Raw genomic sequence first — 17,939 nt, forward strand, 5'->3', positions numbered from 1 at the left:
CGGGCCGCGCGCCCTATCTGTCCGCCATGCTGACCCAACTCTCGATCCGCGACATGGTGCTGATCGAGCGGCTCGACCTGCCGTTCCATCCCGGCCTCACCGTGCTCACGGGCGAGACCGGCGCCGGCAAGTCGATCCTGCTCGACAGCCTTGGTCTGGCCCTGGGCGAACGCGCCGTTTCCGGCGTGGTCCGCGCCGGCGCCGAACAGGCCGGCGTCACCGCCTGCTTCGATCTCTCCGCCGATCACCCGCTGCACGATCTGCTGCGTGAGCACGGCATCGGCCATGAGGACGGCGAGTCGGTAGTGCTCCGGCGCGTGGTCACGCGCGACGGACGGTCGCGCGCCACGGTGAACGACCAGCCGGCCAGCGTCGGCCTGCTGAAGCGCGTCGGCGCGCTTCTGGTGGAGATCCAGGGACAGCACGAGCAGATGGGCCTGGCCGATCCGGCGATCCATCTCGATCTGCTGGACGCGTTCGGCGTGCCCCCCGCCCTGCGCAAGCGCGTCCGAGCCAAACACGCCGATTGGGTCGCGGCCCGAAAGGCGCTGGACGACGCCCGCTCCAAGGTCGAGGAAGCCGCCCGCGAAGAGGAATGGCTGCGGCAATCGGTGCAGGATCTGGGCGAACTCGCCCCGCAGCCGGACGAGGAAAACCAGCTCGCCGCCACGCGCCAGGGGCTGCAACAGGGCGAACGACGCGCGGAGGCCATCGCCGCCGCCCTGGCCGAGCTGACCCCGCGCGACCGTCGCAATTCCGGCCCCGGCGCCGCCCTCCGCGCCGCCACGCGCGCCTTGCAACGCCTGCTGCCCGCCCCCGGCGCGGAGGCGGACGATCAGCCCGCCAGCGACAGCGCCGCCGCCCGCGCCCAGGCGGCGCTGGACGCGCTGGATCAGGCCGAAGCCGCCCTCGGCGAGGCGGAAGCGCTCCTGTCGCGTCTCGCCTCCGACCAGGACGGCGACCCCAAGCTGCTGGAGCAGACCGAGGAACGGCTGTTCGCCCTGCGCGCTGCCGCCCGCAAGCATGGCGTCGCGGTATTGGAGCTGCCGGCGCTGCTGGCCGAGCTGCGCGGCCGGCTCGAGGCGCTGGACAGCGGGCAGGCGCGCATCGGCGCGCTGGAACAGGCGGTGGCGGAAGCACGCGCCGCCTTCGTCGCCGAGTGCAGCACCCTCACCGCCACACGCACCACCGCCGCGAAGAAGCTCGAAGCCGCGGTGATGGCCGAACTCAAGCCGCTGCGCCTGGAACGGGCCCGCTTCATCGTGCAGATCGAACCCCTGCCGCCCGAAAGCTGGACCGCGCGCGGCACAGAACAGGCGCAGTTCCTGATCGCCGCCAATCCGGGCCAGCCGCCCGGCCCGTTGGCCAAGGTCGCTTCCGGCGGTGAGTTGTCGCGTTTGATGCTGGCACTGAAGGTTGTGCTGGCCGGCCGTTCCGCGATCCCGACCCTGGTGTTCGACGAGGTCGATTCCGGCGTCGGCGGCGCCACGGCGGCCTCGATCGGCGAGCGTCTCGCCCGGGTGTCGGATGCGGTGCAGGTTCTGGTGGTCACGCATAGCCCGCAGGTGGCGGCCCGCGGCAACCATCATCTGCGCATCGCCAAGCAGGTGCGCGCCGGCCGCACCGAAACACGCGCCGAGCCGTTGAACGGCACCGAACGACGCGAGGAGATCGCCCGCATGCTGGCCGGCGAACAGATCACAGAGGCCGCACGCGCCGCCGCCGACAGCCTGCTGGCCACCGGCGCGGAGCGTCTGCTGTGAGCAAACCCGAAACCGTTGCCCCGGAGGCGCTGGACGAGACCGGAGCCGCCGCCGAACTCGCCCGTCTCGCCACTCTGCTCGCCCGTCTCGACGAGGCCTACCACACGGAGGACGCGCCGGAAGCGACCGACGCCGAATACGACGCGCTCCGCCGTCGCAACGCGGCGATCGAAGAACGCTTCCCGCACCTGAAACGCGCGGATTCGCCCAGCGAAACGGTGGGCGCTGCGCCCGATGGCGGCTTCGGCAAGCACAGGCACCTCGTGCCGATGCTGTCGCTCGACAACGTGTTCGACCGCACCGAATTCGAAGGTTTCATCGCCCGCGCCAGGCGTTTTCTCGGCCTGAAGGACGAGCCGCTGCCGGTCGTGGCCGAGCCCAAGATCGACGGGCTGTCGATCAGCCTGACCTACGAGAACGGCCAGTTCGTGCGCGGCACAACGCGCGGCGACGGCATCGTCGGCGAGGACGTCTCGGCCAACCTGCGCACGCTGCGCGGCCTGCCGATGCAGCTCAAGGGCGATGCCCCGGCGCTGATCGAGATCCGTGGCGAAGTCTACCTCACCAAGGACGATTTCCTCCGGCTCAACAAGGCGCAGGAAGAGAACGGCCACAGGCTGTTCGCCAACCCGCGCAACGCCGCCGCCGGTTCGCTGCGCCAGCTCGATCCGGCGATCACAGCGTCGCGTCCCCTGTCCCTGTTCGCCTATGCGCAGGGCCGCTCGAGCGCCCCGGTCGCAACCACACATAAGGGCTATCTGGAACAGCTCGAACGCTGGGGCTTCACCGTGAACCCACTCGGCCGCGTCCTGGCCGACGAGGCGTCGGCGGAAGCGTTCCAGAACGATCTGACGATCAAGCGCGCCGACCTCGCCTACGACATCGACGGCGTGGTCTACAAGATCGACGACCTGGCCCTGCAGGACCGGCTCGGCTTCGCCGGTCGCGCGCCGCGCTGGGCGGTGGCCTGGAAATTCCCGGCCGAGCAGGCGGTCACGCGTCTGGAGCGCATCGACATCCAGGTCGGGCGCACCGGCGCCCTCACGCCGGTCGCACGTCTGGAGCCGGTGAACGTGGGCGGCGTGCTGGTCACCAACGCCACCCTGCACAACGCCGACGAGATCGCCCGCAAGGATGTCCGCCCGGGCGACCGTGTCACACTGCAACGCGCCGGCGACGTGATTCCGCAGATCCTCGGCCGGGTGGACGAACCCGGCGTCGAGCGCGGCCCGGCCTACGTGTTTCCCGACCACTGCCCGGTCTGCGGCTCCAAGGCGGTGCGCCCCGACGGCGAGGTGGTGGTGCGCTGCACCGGCGGGCTCGTTTGTCCGGCGCAGACGGTGGAGCGGCTGATCCATTTCGTGTCGCGCAACGCCTTCGATATCGACGGGCTCGGCGAGAAATCGATCCGCGAGTTCCACGAGGCCGGGCTGATCGCCACGCCCGCCGACATCTTCCGCCTCGAGCCGGAGCAGCTCGAAGGCCGCGAAGGCTGGAAGACCACCTCCATCACCAAGCTGATGCGGGCGATCGACGCGCGGCGCGACATTCCCCTCGCCCGCTTCCTGTTCGGCCTCGGCATACGCCGCATCGGCGAGACCAATGCCCGCCTGCTCGCCCGGCATTACGGCACATACGACAACTGGCGCGCGCAGATGCAGGCCGCCACCACCATCGGCTCCGACGAGCGTCTGGCCCTGGGCAGCATTCTCGGCGTCGGCACCGCGATCGCCGACGAACTCGCCACCTTCTTCAGCGAGAAACACAATCGCGACGCGGTGGACGATCTGCGCTCGGTGTTGCGCGAGATCCAGCCGGAGGAAGCGACCGAAGACGGCTCTTTGTCCGGCAAGACCATGGTGTTCACCGGCTCGCTCCTGACCATGACCCGGCCGGAAGCCAAGGCGATCGCCGAACGCATGGGCGCCAAGGTGACCGACAGCGTGTCCAAGAAGACCGATCTGGTGATCCTGGGTGCGGATGCCGGTTCAAAAGCGAAGAAGGCCGCCGAGCTCGGCATCGACACGCTGGACGAAGCCGGCTGGCGCGAACTCGCCGGCTTGCCGCCTGCCCCGACCACCGCGGAACCCGATACGTCGCAAGGCTGAGAGCGAGGAGAGTTTTCTTTTTCTGAAGAAAAAGAAGCAAAAGGACTCTTGTCCGTTTGGCTTATCGCTACCGACAAAGCACAACACCAATAAAACAAAAGTTCTTTGGTTCTTTCTTCCAAGAAAGAACATCTCTTCCCTTATCGCTCTCGCCTGCCCGCCCTGGACGCACTCAGACGATGAAATCCTCTCCACATCGTCCAACACATGCTTTGAAACGCAACGCCTCCAAACCGCTTTCCGTTGATCGGGCAGGAGAGCGATCATGCAGGACGAGACCGACCTCAAACGCGAAGAACGCTTGCAGCGCCTGCTGACTCGGCTGCCGCAACGCATACGCGACGCCGTGACGTGGCTGCGCAGACCCGAAGCGAAATGGGTCCGCATCCCCGCCGGTATTCTTTTGATCTGCGGCAGCGTTCTTGCCATCCTGCCCGTGTTCGGGCTTTGGATGCTGCCGCTGGGGGTGGTTCTGCTGTCGGACGACGTTCCGTCGCTGCGCCGCCTCACCGGACGCTGCCTGGCCTGGGTCGAACGCAAGCATCCGAACTGGATGGGAGCCCCCGCGCCGGACACCATGTCGGCACGCTGATCCGCCTCGGGGCGACCCTGCCCCTCCCGCAATCAAGGAGCCTAGTTTGAGCAACACCATCACCCCGGATCAGGCCCTCGCCCGTTTGAAGGAAGGCAATCACCGCCATCTCTCCGGCGAGGTGATCCAGAAGCACCAGACCGGCGCCGAGCGTCGCGCCTCTCTCGCGGAAAAGCAGGCCCCGTTCTGCGTCCTGGTCGGCTGCTCCGACAGCCGCGTGCCGCCGGAAGTGCTGTTCGGCTGCGGCCTCGGCGATTTGTTCATCGTCCGCAACGCCGGCAACGTGGTCGATACCGCGGCGATCGGTTCGATCGAATACGGCGTGGCGGTTCTGGGCGCGCCGCTGGTCGTCGTGCTGGGCCATGAGCGCTGCGGCGCGGTGCAGGCTGCGGTGAACGTTGTGGAAGAAGACGCGACCTTCCCCGGCAGCATCGGCAAGATGATCGAGCCGATCCTGCCGGCCGTGCTGCGCGCCCGCCGCGACGGCACGCATGACCTGCTGGATCGCTCGGTGCGCTGCAACGTGCATCGCGTGGTGGACCGCCTGCGCAACACCGAAACGCTGCTTCAGGAGCCGCAGGCCCAGGGCCGTCTGCGCATCATCGGCGCGCGCTACGACCTGGACGACGGCAGCGTCGAATTCTTCGAATAACGCTCCGCCGCCCTTTCGAACGTCCTCGCAGGCCGCGACAACCGTCGCGGCCTGTTCCGTTTCCGGCAGTCGCCACCCGTTCTCGCGCCCGGCCGATACCGGCAGGCGCAGCTCGGTTCCGGACGCGTTCCGACGCTGCCTCCGGCTCTTCCGGACCAGCCGCCTTCCCGCGCGATCCGGACATCTTTTGAGACGCAGCTTGACATTCTGTCATGACCGGACTGGCATTCGTTTCGGACATGATGTCGCAGCCGGCGCGCCTGCGCCCCAAAAACGGATGCTCCTGGTGATCGCTCTTTTCCGCTCAAAACGACGCTCGTTGTCGCTGACGACGGCCCTCGCCATGGCCCTCGCAATCCCGGTCGCGGCGCACGCCTCGGCGCCCGGCGCGGTCGCGGTCGGCGATGTCGAGATCGGCAGTCCCATCGCGCAGACGGTTTATCTCGCGCTCCGTAACGAAAGCGGCGCGGAGGCCTACGCCCGCGCCGTCCAGACCCCCGGACCCCAGTTCCACCACTTCCTGTCCCGCGACGCATTCGTGAAGCGCTTCGCCCCGACCGATGCCGATATCGCCAAGGTGGAAAGCGCGCTGACCCAGCTCGGTTACACGATCGGCACCGTGTTTCCGAACCATCTGGCGATCCAGGTGACATCCTCGGCCGGCACGGCCGAAGCGGCGCTGGGCGTGAAGCTCAAGCGCATGACGCTGGACGGCCGCACCGGCATGGTGCCGACCGGCACCCCGACCGTTCCCGCCTCCATCCGCAGCCTGGTGCGCGGCATCGGCGGCCTGAACACGTTGCATCGCTCCCACCCGATGCGGACACATTCGACCGTCGCCGGCCGATCCGCCAGCACGCCTTTCGCCGCCGGCACGACCCTCACCGGCGGCACGCCGGGCTTCTATCTGCCGCAGGATTTCGCCACCCGCTACAATGTCGATCCGATCTACGCCAACGGCTTCAAGGGCCGCGGCACCACCATCGGCATCGTCACCCTGGCGAATTTCTACCCCGCCGATGCCTACCAGTTCTGGAAGGCGATCGGACTCAACGTCGACCAGAACCGCATCACCACCGTGAGCGTCGATGGCGGCACCGATATCGCGCCGAGCGACCAGCTCGGCGAAGGCGAATCCGATCTCGACGTGCAGGAATCGGGCGGCATCGCGCCGGACGCCAGGCTGCGCGTCTACGTCTCCCAGAACAACAACGCGGCCAACTTCATCGACGGCGTCGAGGCGGCCGCCTCGGAAAACATCGCCGACACGGTCTCCATCAGCTGGGGTCAGCCGGAGCTGAACTTCTTCGCCGAGCCGTCACAGAACATCGCGGCGGACACCTACCTGCTCGACGCCTTCCATGACGCCTTCCTGGAAATGGGCATCCAGGGGCAGTCGGTCTATGTGGCGAGCGGCGATTCCGGCTCCTACGACACCGTGCGCGGCTGCCCGAATTCCGGCACGCCGTCCGTCAAGAAGCCGGTCTGCAACGCGCCCTATTCCGTGGACATGCCGGCCAACGATCCCGCGGTGACGGCAGCGGGCGGCACAACCACCCCCGTCAGCGAGACGCTGCGCGCCGGCGGAGTCATCTCGGTGAAGCAGGAGCAGGCCTGGAGCTGGAACTGGATCTACACCCAGGCCGCGGAGCTCGGTCACCCGATCGCCTTGTCGCGACTGTTCGCCGAGGGCGGAGGCGGAGGCGTCAGCGCCTATTTCAAGAAGCCCTATTATCAGGTCGGTGTCGCCGGCATGACCAGGACCAAGACCGACCAGTACCTGACCCAGGACGTGGGCAACGGCCCCGTCGAACTCCTCACGCTGCCGGCCAACTTCGCAGGCCGCAACATGCCGGACATCTCGGCCAACGCCGATCCGGACAGCGGCTACCAGTATATCGAGGAAGGCAACGTCCTCACCTACTGGGGCGGCACCAGCTTCGTGGCGCCGCTGCTGAACGGCGTCACCGCACTCGCCGTGCAGGGCACAGGCGGACGCGTCGGCCTGATGAACAACATCGCCTACGGGCTGGGCAATGCCGCCACCGACGACATCACCGGCGGCGACAACTGGGGCTATACCGGCAAGACCGGCTACGACAACGCAGCCGGTCTCGGCGTGCTCAACGCCACCAAGCTCGCCAATGCGCTGCTGACGCTGAAGTCGCTCTACGGGCACTGACGCAGACCCGGGTCCGGAGCGCCCAAGCGTCCCGGACCCGGTTCCACCTCTCCTTCGCCATGACGGGCGGCGATCCACCTTTTCGTCTCCCCAACGGGGAGCGTCGCTGCGGGGCCGCATGACCGGAGGCAACCCCGTCCTCAGCGTCGGCGATGGCCCGGCACCGGGCCCTCCGATCATGCCCACGAAGCGTGCGTCCACCGCGATTCCACTCCAGTCAGAGCGAAAACACGCCCGCAGATGCAGCATCTGTATCTGAATCGAGACATTCTTTGACAAATATCGTGTCAGAGTCGTCATAATTTAGATATAATTTGAGACGCCGGGTTGACACTTCGTCATAACATGGCTGCCATCCGTTCCCGACATGATGTCTCAGCCGGGCGCTTGGCGCCCCAGAAACGGATGCCTCAGGTGATCGCTGCTTCCAGAACAAGACGCCGTCTGCTGTCCGCCACAACGGCCCTCGCCATGGCGCTCGCCGCGCCGGTCGCCGCCCATGCCGCCGCCGTTTCCCCCGGAGCGATCCAGGCCGACGACGTCAACATCGGCAATCCGCTGGCGCAGACGGTCTATCTGTCTCTGCGCAACGAGGCCGGCGCCGAAGCCTATGCCCGCGCAGTGCAGACGCCCGGCCCGCAATTCCACAAATTCCTGTCCCGCGAAGAGTTCGTGAAGCGCTTCGCCCCGACCGATGCCGATATCGCCAAGGTGGAAAGCGCGCTGACCCAGCTCGGCTACACCATCGACAGCGTGTTCCCGAACCACCTCGCCATCCAGGTGACGTCCTCGGCCGGCACCGCCCAGGCGGCGCTGGGCGTGAAGCTCAAGCGCATGACGGTGAACGGCCGCACCGGCATGGTGCCGACCGGAACCCCGACCGTTCCCGCCTCCATCCGTGACCTCGTACGCGGCATCGGCGGCCTGAACACGCTGCATCTGCCGCATCCGATGAAGGCGACCTCCGCCATCACCGGACAGGCCACCACCACCAAGATCGCGGCGAACGCCACGCTCACCGGCGGCACGCCGGGCCACTATCTGCCGCAGGATTTCGCAGACCGGTACAACGTCAATCCGATCTACGCCAACGGCTTCAAGGGCCGCGGCACCACCATCGGCATCATCACCCTGGCGAATTTCAACACCTCCGACGCCTACCAGTTCTGGAAGGCGATCGGGCTGAACGTCGACCAGGATCGCATCACCAAGGTGAACGTCGATGGCGGCACCGCGATCGCGCCGAGCGACAAGCTGGGCGAAGGCGAGACGGATATCGACGTGGAGGAATCCGGCGGTCTCGCACCGGACGCGAAGCTGCGCGTCTACATCTCGCCGAACCAGACCAACGCGAACTTCATCGACGGCGCCGAGGCCGTTGCCTCCGAGAACATCGCCGACACGGTCTCCATCAGCTGGGGCCAGCCGGAACTCGACTACTACGCCGAACCCTCGCAGGGCATCGCCTCCTCCACCTTCGTGATGGACGCGTTCCACGACGTGTTCCTCGAGATGGGCATCCAGGGCCAGTCGGTCTATGTCGCCACCGGCGATTCCGGCGCCTATGACACCGTGCGCGGCTGCCCGAACTCCGGCACGCCGTCTGCCAAGAATCCGGTCTGCAACGCGCCGTATTCGGTCGACTCGCCCGCCAACGATCCGGCCGTGACCGGCGCCGGCGGCACCACCGTTCCCGTGACGCTGAACCTGCGCAGCGGCGCGGTCATCTCGGTGAAGCAGGAACAGGCCTGGAGCTGGAACTGGATCTACCAGCAGACCGCCGCCCAGGGTCATCCGATCGCCTTGTCCGACCTGTTCTCGACCGGCGACGGCGGCGGCGTGAGCACCTACTTCAAGAAGCCCTATTATCAGGTCGGTATCTCCGGCATCACCAAATCCAAGCCGGGTCAGACCTTTACGGAGGATACCGGCACCGGTGCGCAGACTCTCGTGGAACTGCCGGCGAACTTCGCAGGCCGCAACCTGCCGGACATCTCGACCAACGCCGATCCGGAAAGCGGCTACCAGTTCATCGAGGAAGGCAGCGTCACGACGTTCGAAGGCGGCACCAGCTTCGTCGCCCCGCAGCTGAACGGCATCACCGCGCTCGCGGTGCAGGGCACGGGCGGACGCGTCGGCCTGATGAACAACATCGCCTACGGCCTGGGCAGTGTCGCCACCGACGACATCGCGGCCGGCGACAACTGGGGCTACAAGGCCAAGACCGGCTATGATAACGCGGCCGGTATTGGCGTGCTGAACGCCACCAAGCTCGCCAATGCGCTGCTGACGCTGAAGTCGCTCTACGGGCACTGAAACCCGTCCGGGTCCGGGGTTCGCCCCGGACCCGTTTTTCTGAAGGCCCCGCCTTTCTCAGGCCACGGCCCAGACCGGATCCTTCAGTTTCGCGACGAACGCCGCATGCGCCGCCAACTCGTCGTCGGTCGGCTGCACGAAACGCGGCTGGCGCGTTCCGGACAGGGTATAGACGGCCGCCCCGCCGCCCTCCTCCATCGCCAGTTCGAGCCCGCGCTGCCGTCCGCCAGTCAGCTCGACATAGACTTCGGCCAGCAGACGACAATCGAGCAGCGCGTTATGGGTGGTCCGCTCGCTCAGATCGATCGCGAAACGGCGGCACAACGCGTCGAGACTGTTGGGCAGGCCGGGAAACCGCGCGCGCGCGATCTCCAGCGTGTCGATCATCCGCTCCGGCGCCAAAGCCGGCCGTTGCAGACGCTTCAGCTCCGCGTCGATGAAGCGGAAATCGAATGGCGCATTATGCGCGATCAACGGATCGTCGCCGATGAAATTGAGGAACTCCGCAGCCACGGCCTCGAATTTCGGTTTCCCCTCCAGATCGGCACGCGTGTAGCCGTGCACCTTCGAGGCTTCCTCCGGCACGTCGCGCTCCGGGTCGATCAGCACATGGTAGTGCCGCCCGGTGGGCAGGTCGCCGATCAGCTCCAGCGCCGCGATCTCGATCACGCGGTCGCCTGTGGCCGGATCGAATCCTGTCGTCTCGGTATCGAACAGCACGGCGCGCTTCATGATCCGGTCCCCTCCCGTCGCAGACGCGCCAGAAGACGGCGCAGCTGCCGGAGCGAATGATAGCGCGAAAGTCCGGTCCGGATCACCGTGTCGGCGCGCCGGCGCTTTTCGCGGTCCGGCATCTGGGCGGCGATGATGCGGTCGGCCTGTTCGGCGCTCATGCCGCGACGCCGCGCGATGCGCGCGCGCTGCAGCGAAGCCGGCGCCGACACGACGATCACATGGTCGCAGCGGCGGTCGCCATCGTTCTCGAGCAGCAGGGGAATGTCGAGCACCGCCCAGGCATGTCCGGCCGCGCGCGCGCGTTGCAGGAACCGCGCTTCCGCCGCACGCACCAGCGGATGGATGATGCGCTCCAGCGCCCGCATCATCTCCGGACGACCGATCACCGCACGACGCAGCGCCGCGCGATGGATGCGCCCGTCGCGCACCGCGTCGGGCACCAGCTCCGCGATCGGCCCCACCGCGGCACCGCCCACCGCCTGCAGGCGATGCACCTCGCGATCGGCATCGAACACCGGCATGCCCGCGCGCCGGAGTGCGGCCGCCACCGTGGACTTGCCCATGCCGATGCCGCCGGTCAGCCCGATGACCCTCACCGGCGCGTCCCCATCATCGCGCGGCCAGATCCTCGCGCACCAGCCGCTCCAGCGCCGCATCCACCTCGGGCACGACGCCGAACCAGGCCCTGAAACCGACCCCGGCCTGGTGCAGCAGCATGCCGAGCCCCTCCACCGTGCGCAGGCCGCGCGCCCGCGCATCCGCCAGCAGAGGCGTTTCGCGCGGCACGTAGACGATATCGGCCACCGCCATCGCCACGGGGGCGTGGTCCAGCGGACAGGCCGTTTCCGGGTCGCCCGCCATGCCCATGCTGGTGGTGTTCACCAGCAAGGCGTGGTCCGGCAGAGCCGCCGCACGCGACTCCCAGTCCAGCACCGCGACCGAACCAGCACCGGCCGCGCGCAGATCGGCGCTGAGCGCCTCCGCGCGGTCGCGACTGCGGTTGGCGACGGAAACCGGCGCGCCTTCCGCCAGAAGCGAGGCCGCGATCGCGCGCGCCGCCCCGCCCGCGCCGAGCAGCAGAGCCGGACCTGCCCCGGGCCGCATGCCGGCCGCCTGCAAGCTGCACAGGAACCCTTCCCCGTCGCTACTGTCACCATGAACGAGGCCGTCCTCGGTGAAAACGAGCGTGTTGACCGACCCGCAGGCGCGCGCAGCATCGGTCAGCGTGTCGCACAGCCGGAACGCGTCCTCCTTGTGCGGCACCGTCACGTTGACCCCGGCGAACCCGGCGGCGCGCAACCCGTCGACAGCGGTGCGCAGATGCCCCGGCGCGACGGGCAACGGCACATAGGCGCCGTCGATCCCGGCCCGCCTGATCCATTCGTTATGGATCAAAGGCGAACGCGAGGCGGCGACGGGCCAGCCGATCAGCCCGGCCAGACGGGTGCGACCGGTGAGACGCATCTCAGCCCCCGGTTCGCGCCGCGTCGAGGGCGGCGGGCAGCAGACGCGACAGGCGCCGGGCCCATTCCCGCTGTCCGGCCGCGTCGGCGATCAGATCCTGACGGATTTCCAGCTCGACGCAGAGCAGACCGCGACGCTCGCCCTGCACCGGAACGGTGTAGTCGTCCACGTCCGACAGCGCGTAGGGCTCGTTCTCGCCCACCACCAGATCGCCTTCCGCCTCGGCCTGGCGCAGAAGCGCCTCGCCCAGGCGGCGCTCATGGTTGAACAGCACGCCGAAATGCCAGGGCCGGTCGAACCCGTTCATGCGCGGGGTGAAGCTGTGCACCGCCACCAGCACCGTGTCCTGCCCGGCCGCCGCACGACGCGCGATCTCCGCGGCGATCGCGTCCTGATAGGGCGCGAAGATCAGGTCGCGCCGCGCCGCGCGCTCCGCCTCGGTGGCGATCCGGTTGCGCTCGATCGCCGTTTGATCGCTCACAGGCGCGATGGATGTCGGATGGCCGGGCGTGCGGTTGCAGTCGATCACCAGACGGGAATAACGCTGCGCGATCGCCGTCGCGTCCAGCGCCGCCGCGAGGCCCTCCGATACGCCGCGCACGCCGATATCCCAGGCGATGTGACGCTCGAATTCCGAGTCGGGCAGGCCCAGCCGGCCAAGCGTTTCCGGCACGGCGCGCCCGGCATGATCCACCACCAGAAGCCAGGGCGATTTGCCGTCCCGCCTGAGCCATTCGACGGGCTCGGGATCGGCCGGAAACAGCAGCGGAAACGGTTCGGGCATGAGGTCGGTGTTTTTTTCGGTCACCGGACAGCTATGTTCCCAGCGTTTTGTTGCGTCCAGCCCGGAAAAACGGGACGCTGCTCCTTGATGAAGGATTTGTTCACCTCCGCGCGCCATTCTTCCCGTCCGGGAACCAGGGAAGGAACCGTCCGATGCCGGTTCTGATCGTCGAACACGTCACCACATACAGCTATCGCCGCGTGGTCGGCTTCGGCGAGCATCGCATGATGTTCCGTCCGCGTGATTCCGTGGACCAGCGCGTGCTGGACTGGTCGCTCGCCATCACGCCGAAGCCGGTCGAGCTGCGTTCGGTATCGGACCCGTTCGGCAACATCGTCTCGACCGCCCGCTTCGCCGGGCGCGCGCGCGAACTCAGCTTCGTCAACCGGCTGGTGATCGACCACACGCCGGTCGAGCCGAAGCACGACCAGCTGGCGCCCTATGCGCGCATCTGGCCCTTCACCTACAGCCAGGACGACGCCGCCGATCTCGGACGCATGCGAGAGCGGCACTACAGCGACCGCGACCACGTGGTGGATGCCTGGGCGCGCGGCTTCCTGCATAAACACGCCAACGGCAGCACGCTCGACCTGCTAACCGACATGACGCGGGAAATCCGCCGCTCCTTCACCTATTCGCCGCGCTACGAGGAAGGCGTGCAGGAACCCGCGCGCACGCTCGCATTGCGCAACGGCACCTGCCGCGACTACGCGGTGCTGATGATGGAAGCCGTGCGCGCGCTCGGCCTCGCGGCGCGCTTCGTCAGCGGATACGTGTATTCGCCGGGCGCGGACGGCACCGCTCATATCGGCGGCGGATCGACCCATGCCTGGGTGGAGGTGTTCCTGCCCGGCCTCGGCTGGACCGAGTTCGATCCCACCAACGCGATCATCGGCACGCGCGACCTGATCCGCGTGGCGTCCGTGCGCGACTGGCACCAGGCCGTGCCCCTGTCCGGCACATGGACCGGATTTCCGGCCGACAGCCTCGGCATGAGCGTGTCGGTGGCCGTCTCCCAGCGTCGCGACGAGGCTCGAGAGGAGCCCGCGCGGGCGGCAGCGGCGGCGAAACCGGTTCCGCCCGCCGCCATCGCGGAGCGCGCCGGAACGGTCGCGCTCACGAAACGCGATCGAACCGGCGCGGATGTTGCAACCCGCAGCGACGCGGATCGTTCAACCGCGGATGCGGTCTGACCGGACGCGCCCCGGCCAGCCCGTATTCTGCGGATAGCCTGTTACGAAAGTGGAACCGAATGCTGATCCGCGCCGGCTACGACATCGCCTTCAACGCGCCGAACCCGACCCCTCTGCTGCTGATGCTGAGCATCCATCCCGAGCGCGAGCCGGATCTTCAGACGCCGCAGCAGATGAGTTTCGATCCGCCCGTGCCTGCGCATCACTACCGCGACGGGTTCGGCAACGTCTGCACGCGCGTGGTCGCACCGGGTGGGCTGTTGCGCATCACCAACGAGTTCACTATCGCCGATAGCGGGCTGCACGACGAATACGCGCCGGACGCGCAACAGCTCGCGGTCGAGGATTTGCCGGACGAGGTACTGGTCTACCTGCTGGGCAGCCGATACTGCGAGACCGACCGCCTGTCGGATACCGCCTGGTCGCTGTTCGGACATGTTCCGACCGGCTGGCAGCGCGTGCAGGCGATCGTCAGCTATGTGCATGACCGCATCACCTTCGGATACGAATTCGCCCGTTCAACACGCACCGCCTACGAGGCGTTCTCCGAGCGCCGCGGCGTCTGCCGTGATTATGCTCATCTCGCCGTGACGCTGTGCCGCTGCATGAACATTCCGGCGCGCTACTGCACGGGCTATCTCGGCGATATCGGCGTGCCGCCGGTGGACGATCCGATGGATTTCTCCGCGTGGTTCGACGTCTATCTCGGCGGCCGCTGGTACACCTTCGATGCGCGCCACAACAAGCCGCGCATCGGGCGCATCCTGATGGCGCGCGGTCGCGACGCGACCGACGTGGCGATCTCCACCGCCTTCGGCAGCGCCTGGCTGGCCGGCTTCGAAGTCACCACCTACGAACAGACCGGCGGCTGAACCAGCCCGGCCGCCGCGCGCCAAGCGCGACGGCCGATCGGTTCTCCCTATCGCACACCCAGGAAAGAACGATTTTTGCGATCCGCCCGGGTCGCGTAAGTCCCGATCGTTGGACAGAACAATTGGGATTTCTTGTTTCATGACCAATCCGACCCACGCGCCGGTTTCGGCCTCCGTGAGCCGTTCCCCGGTCGCCCGCACGGGCGACACGCTGCCGGACATCGTCCCGTAGCCCACCCCGCGATGGCGATCCGGTCCTCGACGCGTTCGCGCTGAACGGCGCCGCGTATCCGATCGCCCATCCCCTCCAGACACGCCCCACCGAACATCCGAACGACACGCGGCCCGACGCCGCGGGTGTCGTTCCGCGGGCATTTCCGAAATCCGAAGACGGCAGAACGATCCTTCGTTCGCCGCATGATCAGCAAAGCGATCGACCATGCAGAAACGAGCACTGGCCGCCCTCCTTCTCGCCGGAACGATGATGGGCGCGGCGATGCCCCCCGCCCTGGCGGACGGCATCGAGCAGACCGACCAGTTCTATTGGCCGACACGGCTCAATCTCGATCCCCTGCGCGCCCATGACGCCGAATCGGACCCCTACGGCGCCGGTTATGCCGCGGAGTATCACCGCAAGTTCCTGATGCTGGACCTCAAGGCGGTCCGCGCCGACATCCTGAAGACGCTGACCACGTCACAGGATTGGTGGCCGGCCGATTACGGCAATTACGGCCCGTTCTTCATCCGTCTCGCCTGGCACAATGCCGGCACCTACCGCATGCTCGACGGACGCGGCGGCGAGGAAGGCGCACAGCAGCGCTTCGCCGAGCTGAACAGCTGGCCGGACAATGCGAGCCTGGACAAGGCGCGCCGCCTGCTCTGGCCGATCAAGCAGAAATACGGCGAGAAGCTCTCCTGGGGCGACCTCATCATCCTCACCGGCGACGTCGCGCTCAATTCCATGGGCTTCAAGACGCTCGGCTTCGTCGGCGGCCGTCCCGACGACTGGCAGTCCGAGAACGTCTACTGGGGACCCGGCACCACCTTCTTCCCGGCCAAGAGCGCGATCCAGGGCAAGATCGACAGCACCAGCGGTCCGCAATTCCAGGGCAAGACCGACCCCAACGGCGGCGTACATCTCGAAAAGCCGCTGGCAGCCACCAACAAGGGCCTGATCTACGTCAATCCGGAAGGCCCTGGCGGCGTGCCGGACCCGGCCGAATCGGCCAAGATGATCCGCCTCGCCTTCGGCCGCATGGCCATGGACGACGAGGAAACCGTGGCGCTGATCGCCGGCGGCCACACCTTCGGCAAGGCGCATGGCGCGGCGCCGGCCAAATGCGTCGGCGCGGTGCCGGAAGCGGCCCCGGTGGAGCAGCAGGGCCTCGGCTGGAAGAACAGCTGCGCGGGCGACAAGCCGAAGGCGACCGATGCCGTCACCAGCGGCCTGGAAGGCGCGTGGTCGTCCGACCCGATCCATTTCACCACCCAGTATCTCGACAATCTGCTCGGACATGACTGGGTGCAGACCAAGAGCCCGGCCGGCGCCACGCAATGGATCCCGAAGGACGCCGCCAATGTCGTGCCGGATGCGTCCGAGCCGACCAACCGCGCCAAGCTGCATCCGCTGATGATGTTCACCACCGACATCGCGCTGAAGACCGATCCGGCCTATCGCGCCATCATCGAGCGCTGGGTCAAGCATCCGGACGAATTCGCCGACGCCTTCTCCCGCGCCTGGTTCAAGCTGGTGGTACGCGACATGGGACCGACCTCGCGCTATTTCGGCGCCGAAGTGCCGAAGCAGAGCTTCCTGTGGCAGGACCCGTTGCCGGTGGCGCAGTACGGCACGATCGATCAGGCCGATATCGCCACGCTCAAGGCCGCGATCGCCAAATCCGGCCTCACCGATCGCGACATGATCAAGACCGCCTGGGCAGCGGCGGCGTCCCACCGCACCACGGACCATCGCGGCGGCGTCAACGGCGCCCGCATCGCGCTCGACCCGCAGGACCATTGGGCGGTCAACGATCCGGCGGAACTGAAGCCCGTTCTGGCCGAACTCACAGCCATCCGCGACCGCTTCAACGCCGGACAGCACGGCAACCGCAAGGTCTCGCTGGCCGATCTGATCGTGCTCGCCGGCAATGTCGGGCTCGAACAGGCGGCGCACAAGGCCGGCGTGACGATCCACGTTCCGTTCGCACCCGGCCGCGTGGACGCGACCCAGGCCGAGACCGACGTCAAATCGTTCGATGCCCTCGAGCCGACCGCCGACGCCTTCCGCAACTACTACCGCGCCGTTCCGGACGAGAAATCGCCCACCGACGCGCTGGTGGATCGCGCGAGCACGCTGGACCTCACCATCCCCGAAATGACCGTGCTGCTCGGCGGCATGCGGTCGCTCGACGTCAATTCCGGCCATTCGGAAAACGGCGTGCTGACCGACCGGCCCGGCGTGCTCAGCAACGACATGCTCGTCAACGTGCTCAGCATGGATACGCGCTGGGAGAAGGTGCCGAACCAGGACGGGCTCTACCAGGGTTACGACCGCAAGACTGGCAAGCCGCACTGGACCGCCACCGCCGTCGATCTCGTGTTCGGCGCCAACGCCGAATTGCGGGCCACCGCCGAAGCCTACGCCTCCAGCGATTCCGCTCCGAAATTCTACGCGGATTTCGTGAAGACCTGGACCAAGGTCATGAACCTGGACCGCTTCGACCTGCAGCGCTGATCCGACACGACGGCGTCCCCGGCTTCATCGGCCGGGGACGTCCGGAGGAGTTTCCCCATGAAGACCGCCATCATCCTGTGCGCCGCCCTGCTGCTGGCGCCGGCCGCCGCACTCGCCAGGACCGTCGAGGTGAAGATGCTCGACAACAGCCCGGAGGGCGGTCCCGGCTTCGCGCCGGACCTGATCCGCATCGCCCCCGGCGACAGCATCCATTTCGTCGCCGTCGACAAGGGCCACAGCGTCGACGCGATCCCGACCATGATCCCCGCCGGCGCCACGCCCTTCGCGAGCGACATGAGCCAGGATCTCACCGTCACCTTCACCAAGCCCGGCCTGTACGGCTTCAAATGCGCGCCGCATTACGCCATCGGCATGGTCGGCCTGGTGATGGTCGGCGATCGCCACAACGAAGCCGCGCTGAAGACGGTCCCCCAGCCCGGCATGGCCGCAAGCGCCTTCAAGGCGCTGTTCGACACGCTCGACGCGACGCCGGCCACCCGGCACTGACCACCTTCCGACCCGACGACGGCGGTCGTCGGGCCGC

The 17,939-nt window shown here is 67.6% G+C and carries 14 protein-coding genes; 10 read left to right on the forward strand and 4 right to left on the reverse strand.

Annotation, left to right across the window (positions count from 1 at the left end; translation table 11 throughout):
- The first annotated feature begins 26 nt into the window (after positions 1 to 26).
- The 6 genes from recN to ACZ5BM_RS03695 all read left to right on the forward strand — a co-directional run bounded on the left by recN (position 27) and on the right by ACZ5BM_RS03695 (position 9,613).
- Positions 27 to 1,763 carry a DNA repair protein RecN gene (recN, locus tag ACZ5BM_RS03670; RefSeq protein ID WP_498910010.1) on the forward strand — a complete coding sequence of 579 codons (1,737 nt, stop codon included), beginning with the start codon at positions 27 to 29 and terminating at the stop codon, positions 1,761 to 1,763.
- Positions 1,760 to 3,871, forward strand: coding sequence for an NAD-dependent DNA ligase LigA (gene ligA, locus ACZ5BM_RS03675; protein ID WP_498910011.1), 2,112 nt, complete (start codon positions 1,760 to 1,762; stop codon positions 3,869 to 3,871). The genes recN and ligA overlap by 4 nt, the downstream gene beginning before the upstream one ends.
- A 265-nt stretch (positions 3,872 to 4,136) precedes the next feature.
- Positions 4,137 to 4,463: a hypothetical protein gene (locus ACZ5BM_RS03680; protein WP_498910012.1), complete on the forward strand. Its 327-nt coding sequence runs from the start codon at positions 4,137 to 4,139 to the stop codon at positions 4,461 to 4,463.
- 46 nt (positions 4,464 to 4,509) lie between these two features.
- The gene (locus ACZ5BM_RS03685) at positions 4,510 to 5,115 is read left to right on the forward strand and encodes a carbonic anhydrase (RefSeq protein ID WP_498910013.1); all 606 of its coding nucleotides are present in this window, start codon (positions 4,510 to 4,512) and stop codon (positions 5,113 to 5,115) included.
- Between the two features lie 343 nt (positions 5,116 to 5,458).
- Positions 5,459 to 7,297 (forward strand): S53 family peptidase, encoded by a 1,839-nt coding sequence (locus ACZ5BM_RS03690; RefSeq protein ID WP_498910014.1) that lies wholly within the window; start codon positions 5,459 to 5,461, stop codon positions 7,295 to 7,297.
- Positions 7,298 to 7,711: 414 nt separating this feature from the next.
- Entirely contained in the window at positions 7,712 to 9,613 is a 1,902-nt protein-coding gene (locus ACZ5BM_RS03695) for a S53 family peptidase (protein WP_498910015.1), read from the forward strand.
- Positions 9,614 to 9,670: 57 nt separating this feature from the next.
- On the opposite strand, the gene dnaQ is transcribed toward ACZ5BM_RS03695, so the two are convergent.
- The 4 genes from dnaQ to ACZ5BM_RS03715 are packed head-to-tail and all read right to left on the reverse strand — an operon-like array spanning position 9,671 to position 12,596.
- A complete protein-coding gene (dnaQ, locus tag ACZ5BM_RS03700; RefSeq protein WP_498910016.1) occupies positions 9,671 to 10,345 on the reverse strand; it encodes a DNA polymerase III subunit epsilon in 675 nt (224 codons plus the stop codon).
- Positions 10,342 to 10,944: a dephospho-CoA kinase gene (gene coaE, locus ACZ5BM_RS03705; RefSeq protein WP_498910017.1), complete on the reverse strand. Its 603-nt coding sequence runs from the start codon at positions 10,942 to 10,944 to the stop codon at positions 10,342 to 10,344. The genes dnaQ and coaE overlap by 4 nt, the downstream gene beginning before the upstream one ends.
- A gap of 13 nt (positions 10,945 to 10,957) precedes the next feature.
- Complete coding sequence (locus ACZ5BM_RS03710; RefSeq protein ID WP_498910018.1) at positions 10,958 to 11,812, reverse strand: shikimate dehydrogenase family protein; 855 nt, start codon at positions 11,810 to 11,812, stop codon at positions 10,958 to 10,960.
- Between the two features lies 1 nt (position 11,813).
- Positions 11,814 to 12,596: an N-formylglutamate amidohydrolase gene (locus ACZ5BM_RS03715; protein WP_498911471.1), complete on the reverse strand. Its 783-nt coding sequence runs from the start codon at positions 12,594 to 12,596 to the stop codon at positions 11,814 to 11,816.
- Between the two features lie 152 nt (positions 12,597 to 12,748).
- On the opposite strand from ACZ5BM_RS03715, the gene ACZ5BM_RS03720 reads away from it, so the two are divergent.
- From ACZ5BM_RS03720 to ACZ5BM_RS03735, 4 genes are all read left to right on the forward strand, one after another.
- The gene (locus ACZ5BM_RS03720; RefSeq protein ID WP_498910020.1) at positions 12,749 to 13,789 is read left to right on the forward strand and encodes a transglutaminase family protein; all 1,041 of its coding nucleotides are present in this window, start codon (positions 12,749 to 12,751) and stop codon (positions 13,787 to 13,789) included.
- A 59-nt stretch (positions 13,790 to 13,848) separates the two neighbouring features.
- A complete protein-coding gene (locus ACZ5BM_RS03725) occupies positions 13,849 to 14,661 on the forward strand; it encodes a transglutaminase-like domain-containing protein (RefSeq protein ID WP_498910021.1) in 813 nt (270 codons plus the stop codon).
- A 439-nt stretch (positions 14,662 to 15,100) separates the two neighbouring features.
- The gene (gene katG / locus ACZ5BM_RS03730; protein ID WP_498910022.1) at positions 15,101 to 17,395 is read left to right on the forward strand and encodes a catalase/peroxidase; all 2,295 of its coding nucleotides are present in this window, start codon (positions 15,101 to 15,103) and stop codon (positions 17,393 to 17,395) included.
- Positions 17,396 to 17,452: 57 nt separating this feature from the next.
- A complete protein-coding gene (locus tag ACZ5BM_RS03735; RefSeq protein ID WP_498910024.1) occupies positions 17,453 to 17,902 on the forward strand; it encodes a pseudoazurin in 450 nt (149 codons plus the stop codon).
- Positions 17,903 to 17,939 lie beyond the last annotated feature (37 nt).

It is taken from the genome of Lichenicola sp. GTC18331 (genome assembly GCF_055386855.1).

Bases quoted from the DNA above. Each gene is read 5' to 3' on its own strand.
- recN (WP_498910010.1), top strand. From the start codon at position 27: ATGCTGACCCAACTCTCGATCCGCGACATGGTGCTGATCGAGCGGCTC.
- ACZ5BM_RS03680 (WP_498910012.1), top strand. From the start codon at position 4,137: ATGCAGGACGAGACCGACCTCAAACGCGAAGAACGCTTGCAGCGCCTG.
- ACZ5BM_RS03690 (WP_498910014.1), top strand. From the start codon at position 5,459: ATGGCCCTCGCAATCCCGGTCGCGGCGCACGCCTCGGCGCCCGGCGCG.
- dnaQ (WP_498910016.1), bottom strand. From the start codon at position 10,345: ATGAAGCGCGCCGTGCTGTTCGATACCGAGACGACAGGATTCGATCCG.
- ACZ5BM_RS03710 (WP_498910018.1), bottom strand. From the start codon at position 11,812: ATGCGTCTCACCGGTCGCACCCGTCTGGCCGGGCTGATCGGCTGGCCC.
- ACZ5BM_RS03715 (WP_498911471.1), bottom strand. From the start codon at position 12,596: ATGCCCGAACCGTTTCCGCTGCTGTTTCCGGCCGATCCCGAGCCCGTC.
- ACZ5BM_RS03720 (WP_498910020.1), top strand. From the start codon at position 12,749: ATGCCGGTTCTGATCGTCGAACACGTCACCACATACAGCTATCGCCGC.
- ACZ5BM_RS03725 (WP_498910021.1), top strand. From the start codon at position 13,849: ATGCTGATCCGCGCCGGCTACGACATCGCCTTCAACGCGCCGAACCCG.
- katG (WP_498910022.1), top strand. From the start codon at position 15,101: ATGCAGAAACGAGCACTGGCCGCCCTCCTTCTCGCCGGAACGATGATG.
- ACZ5BM_RS03735 (WP_498910024.1), top strand. From the start codon at position 17,453: ATGAAGACCGCCATCATCCTGTGCGCCGCCCTGCTGCTGGCGCCGGCC.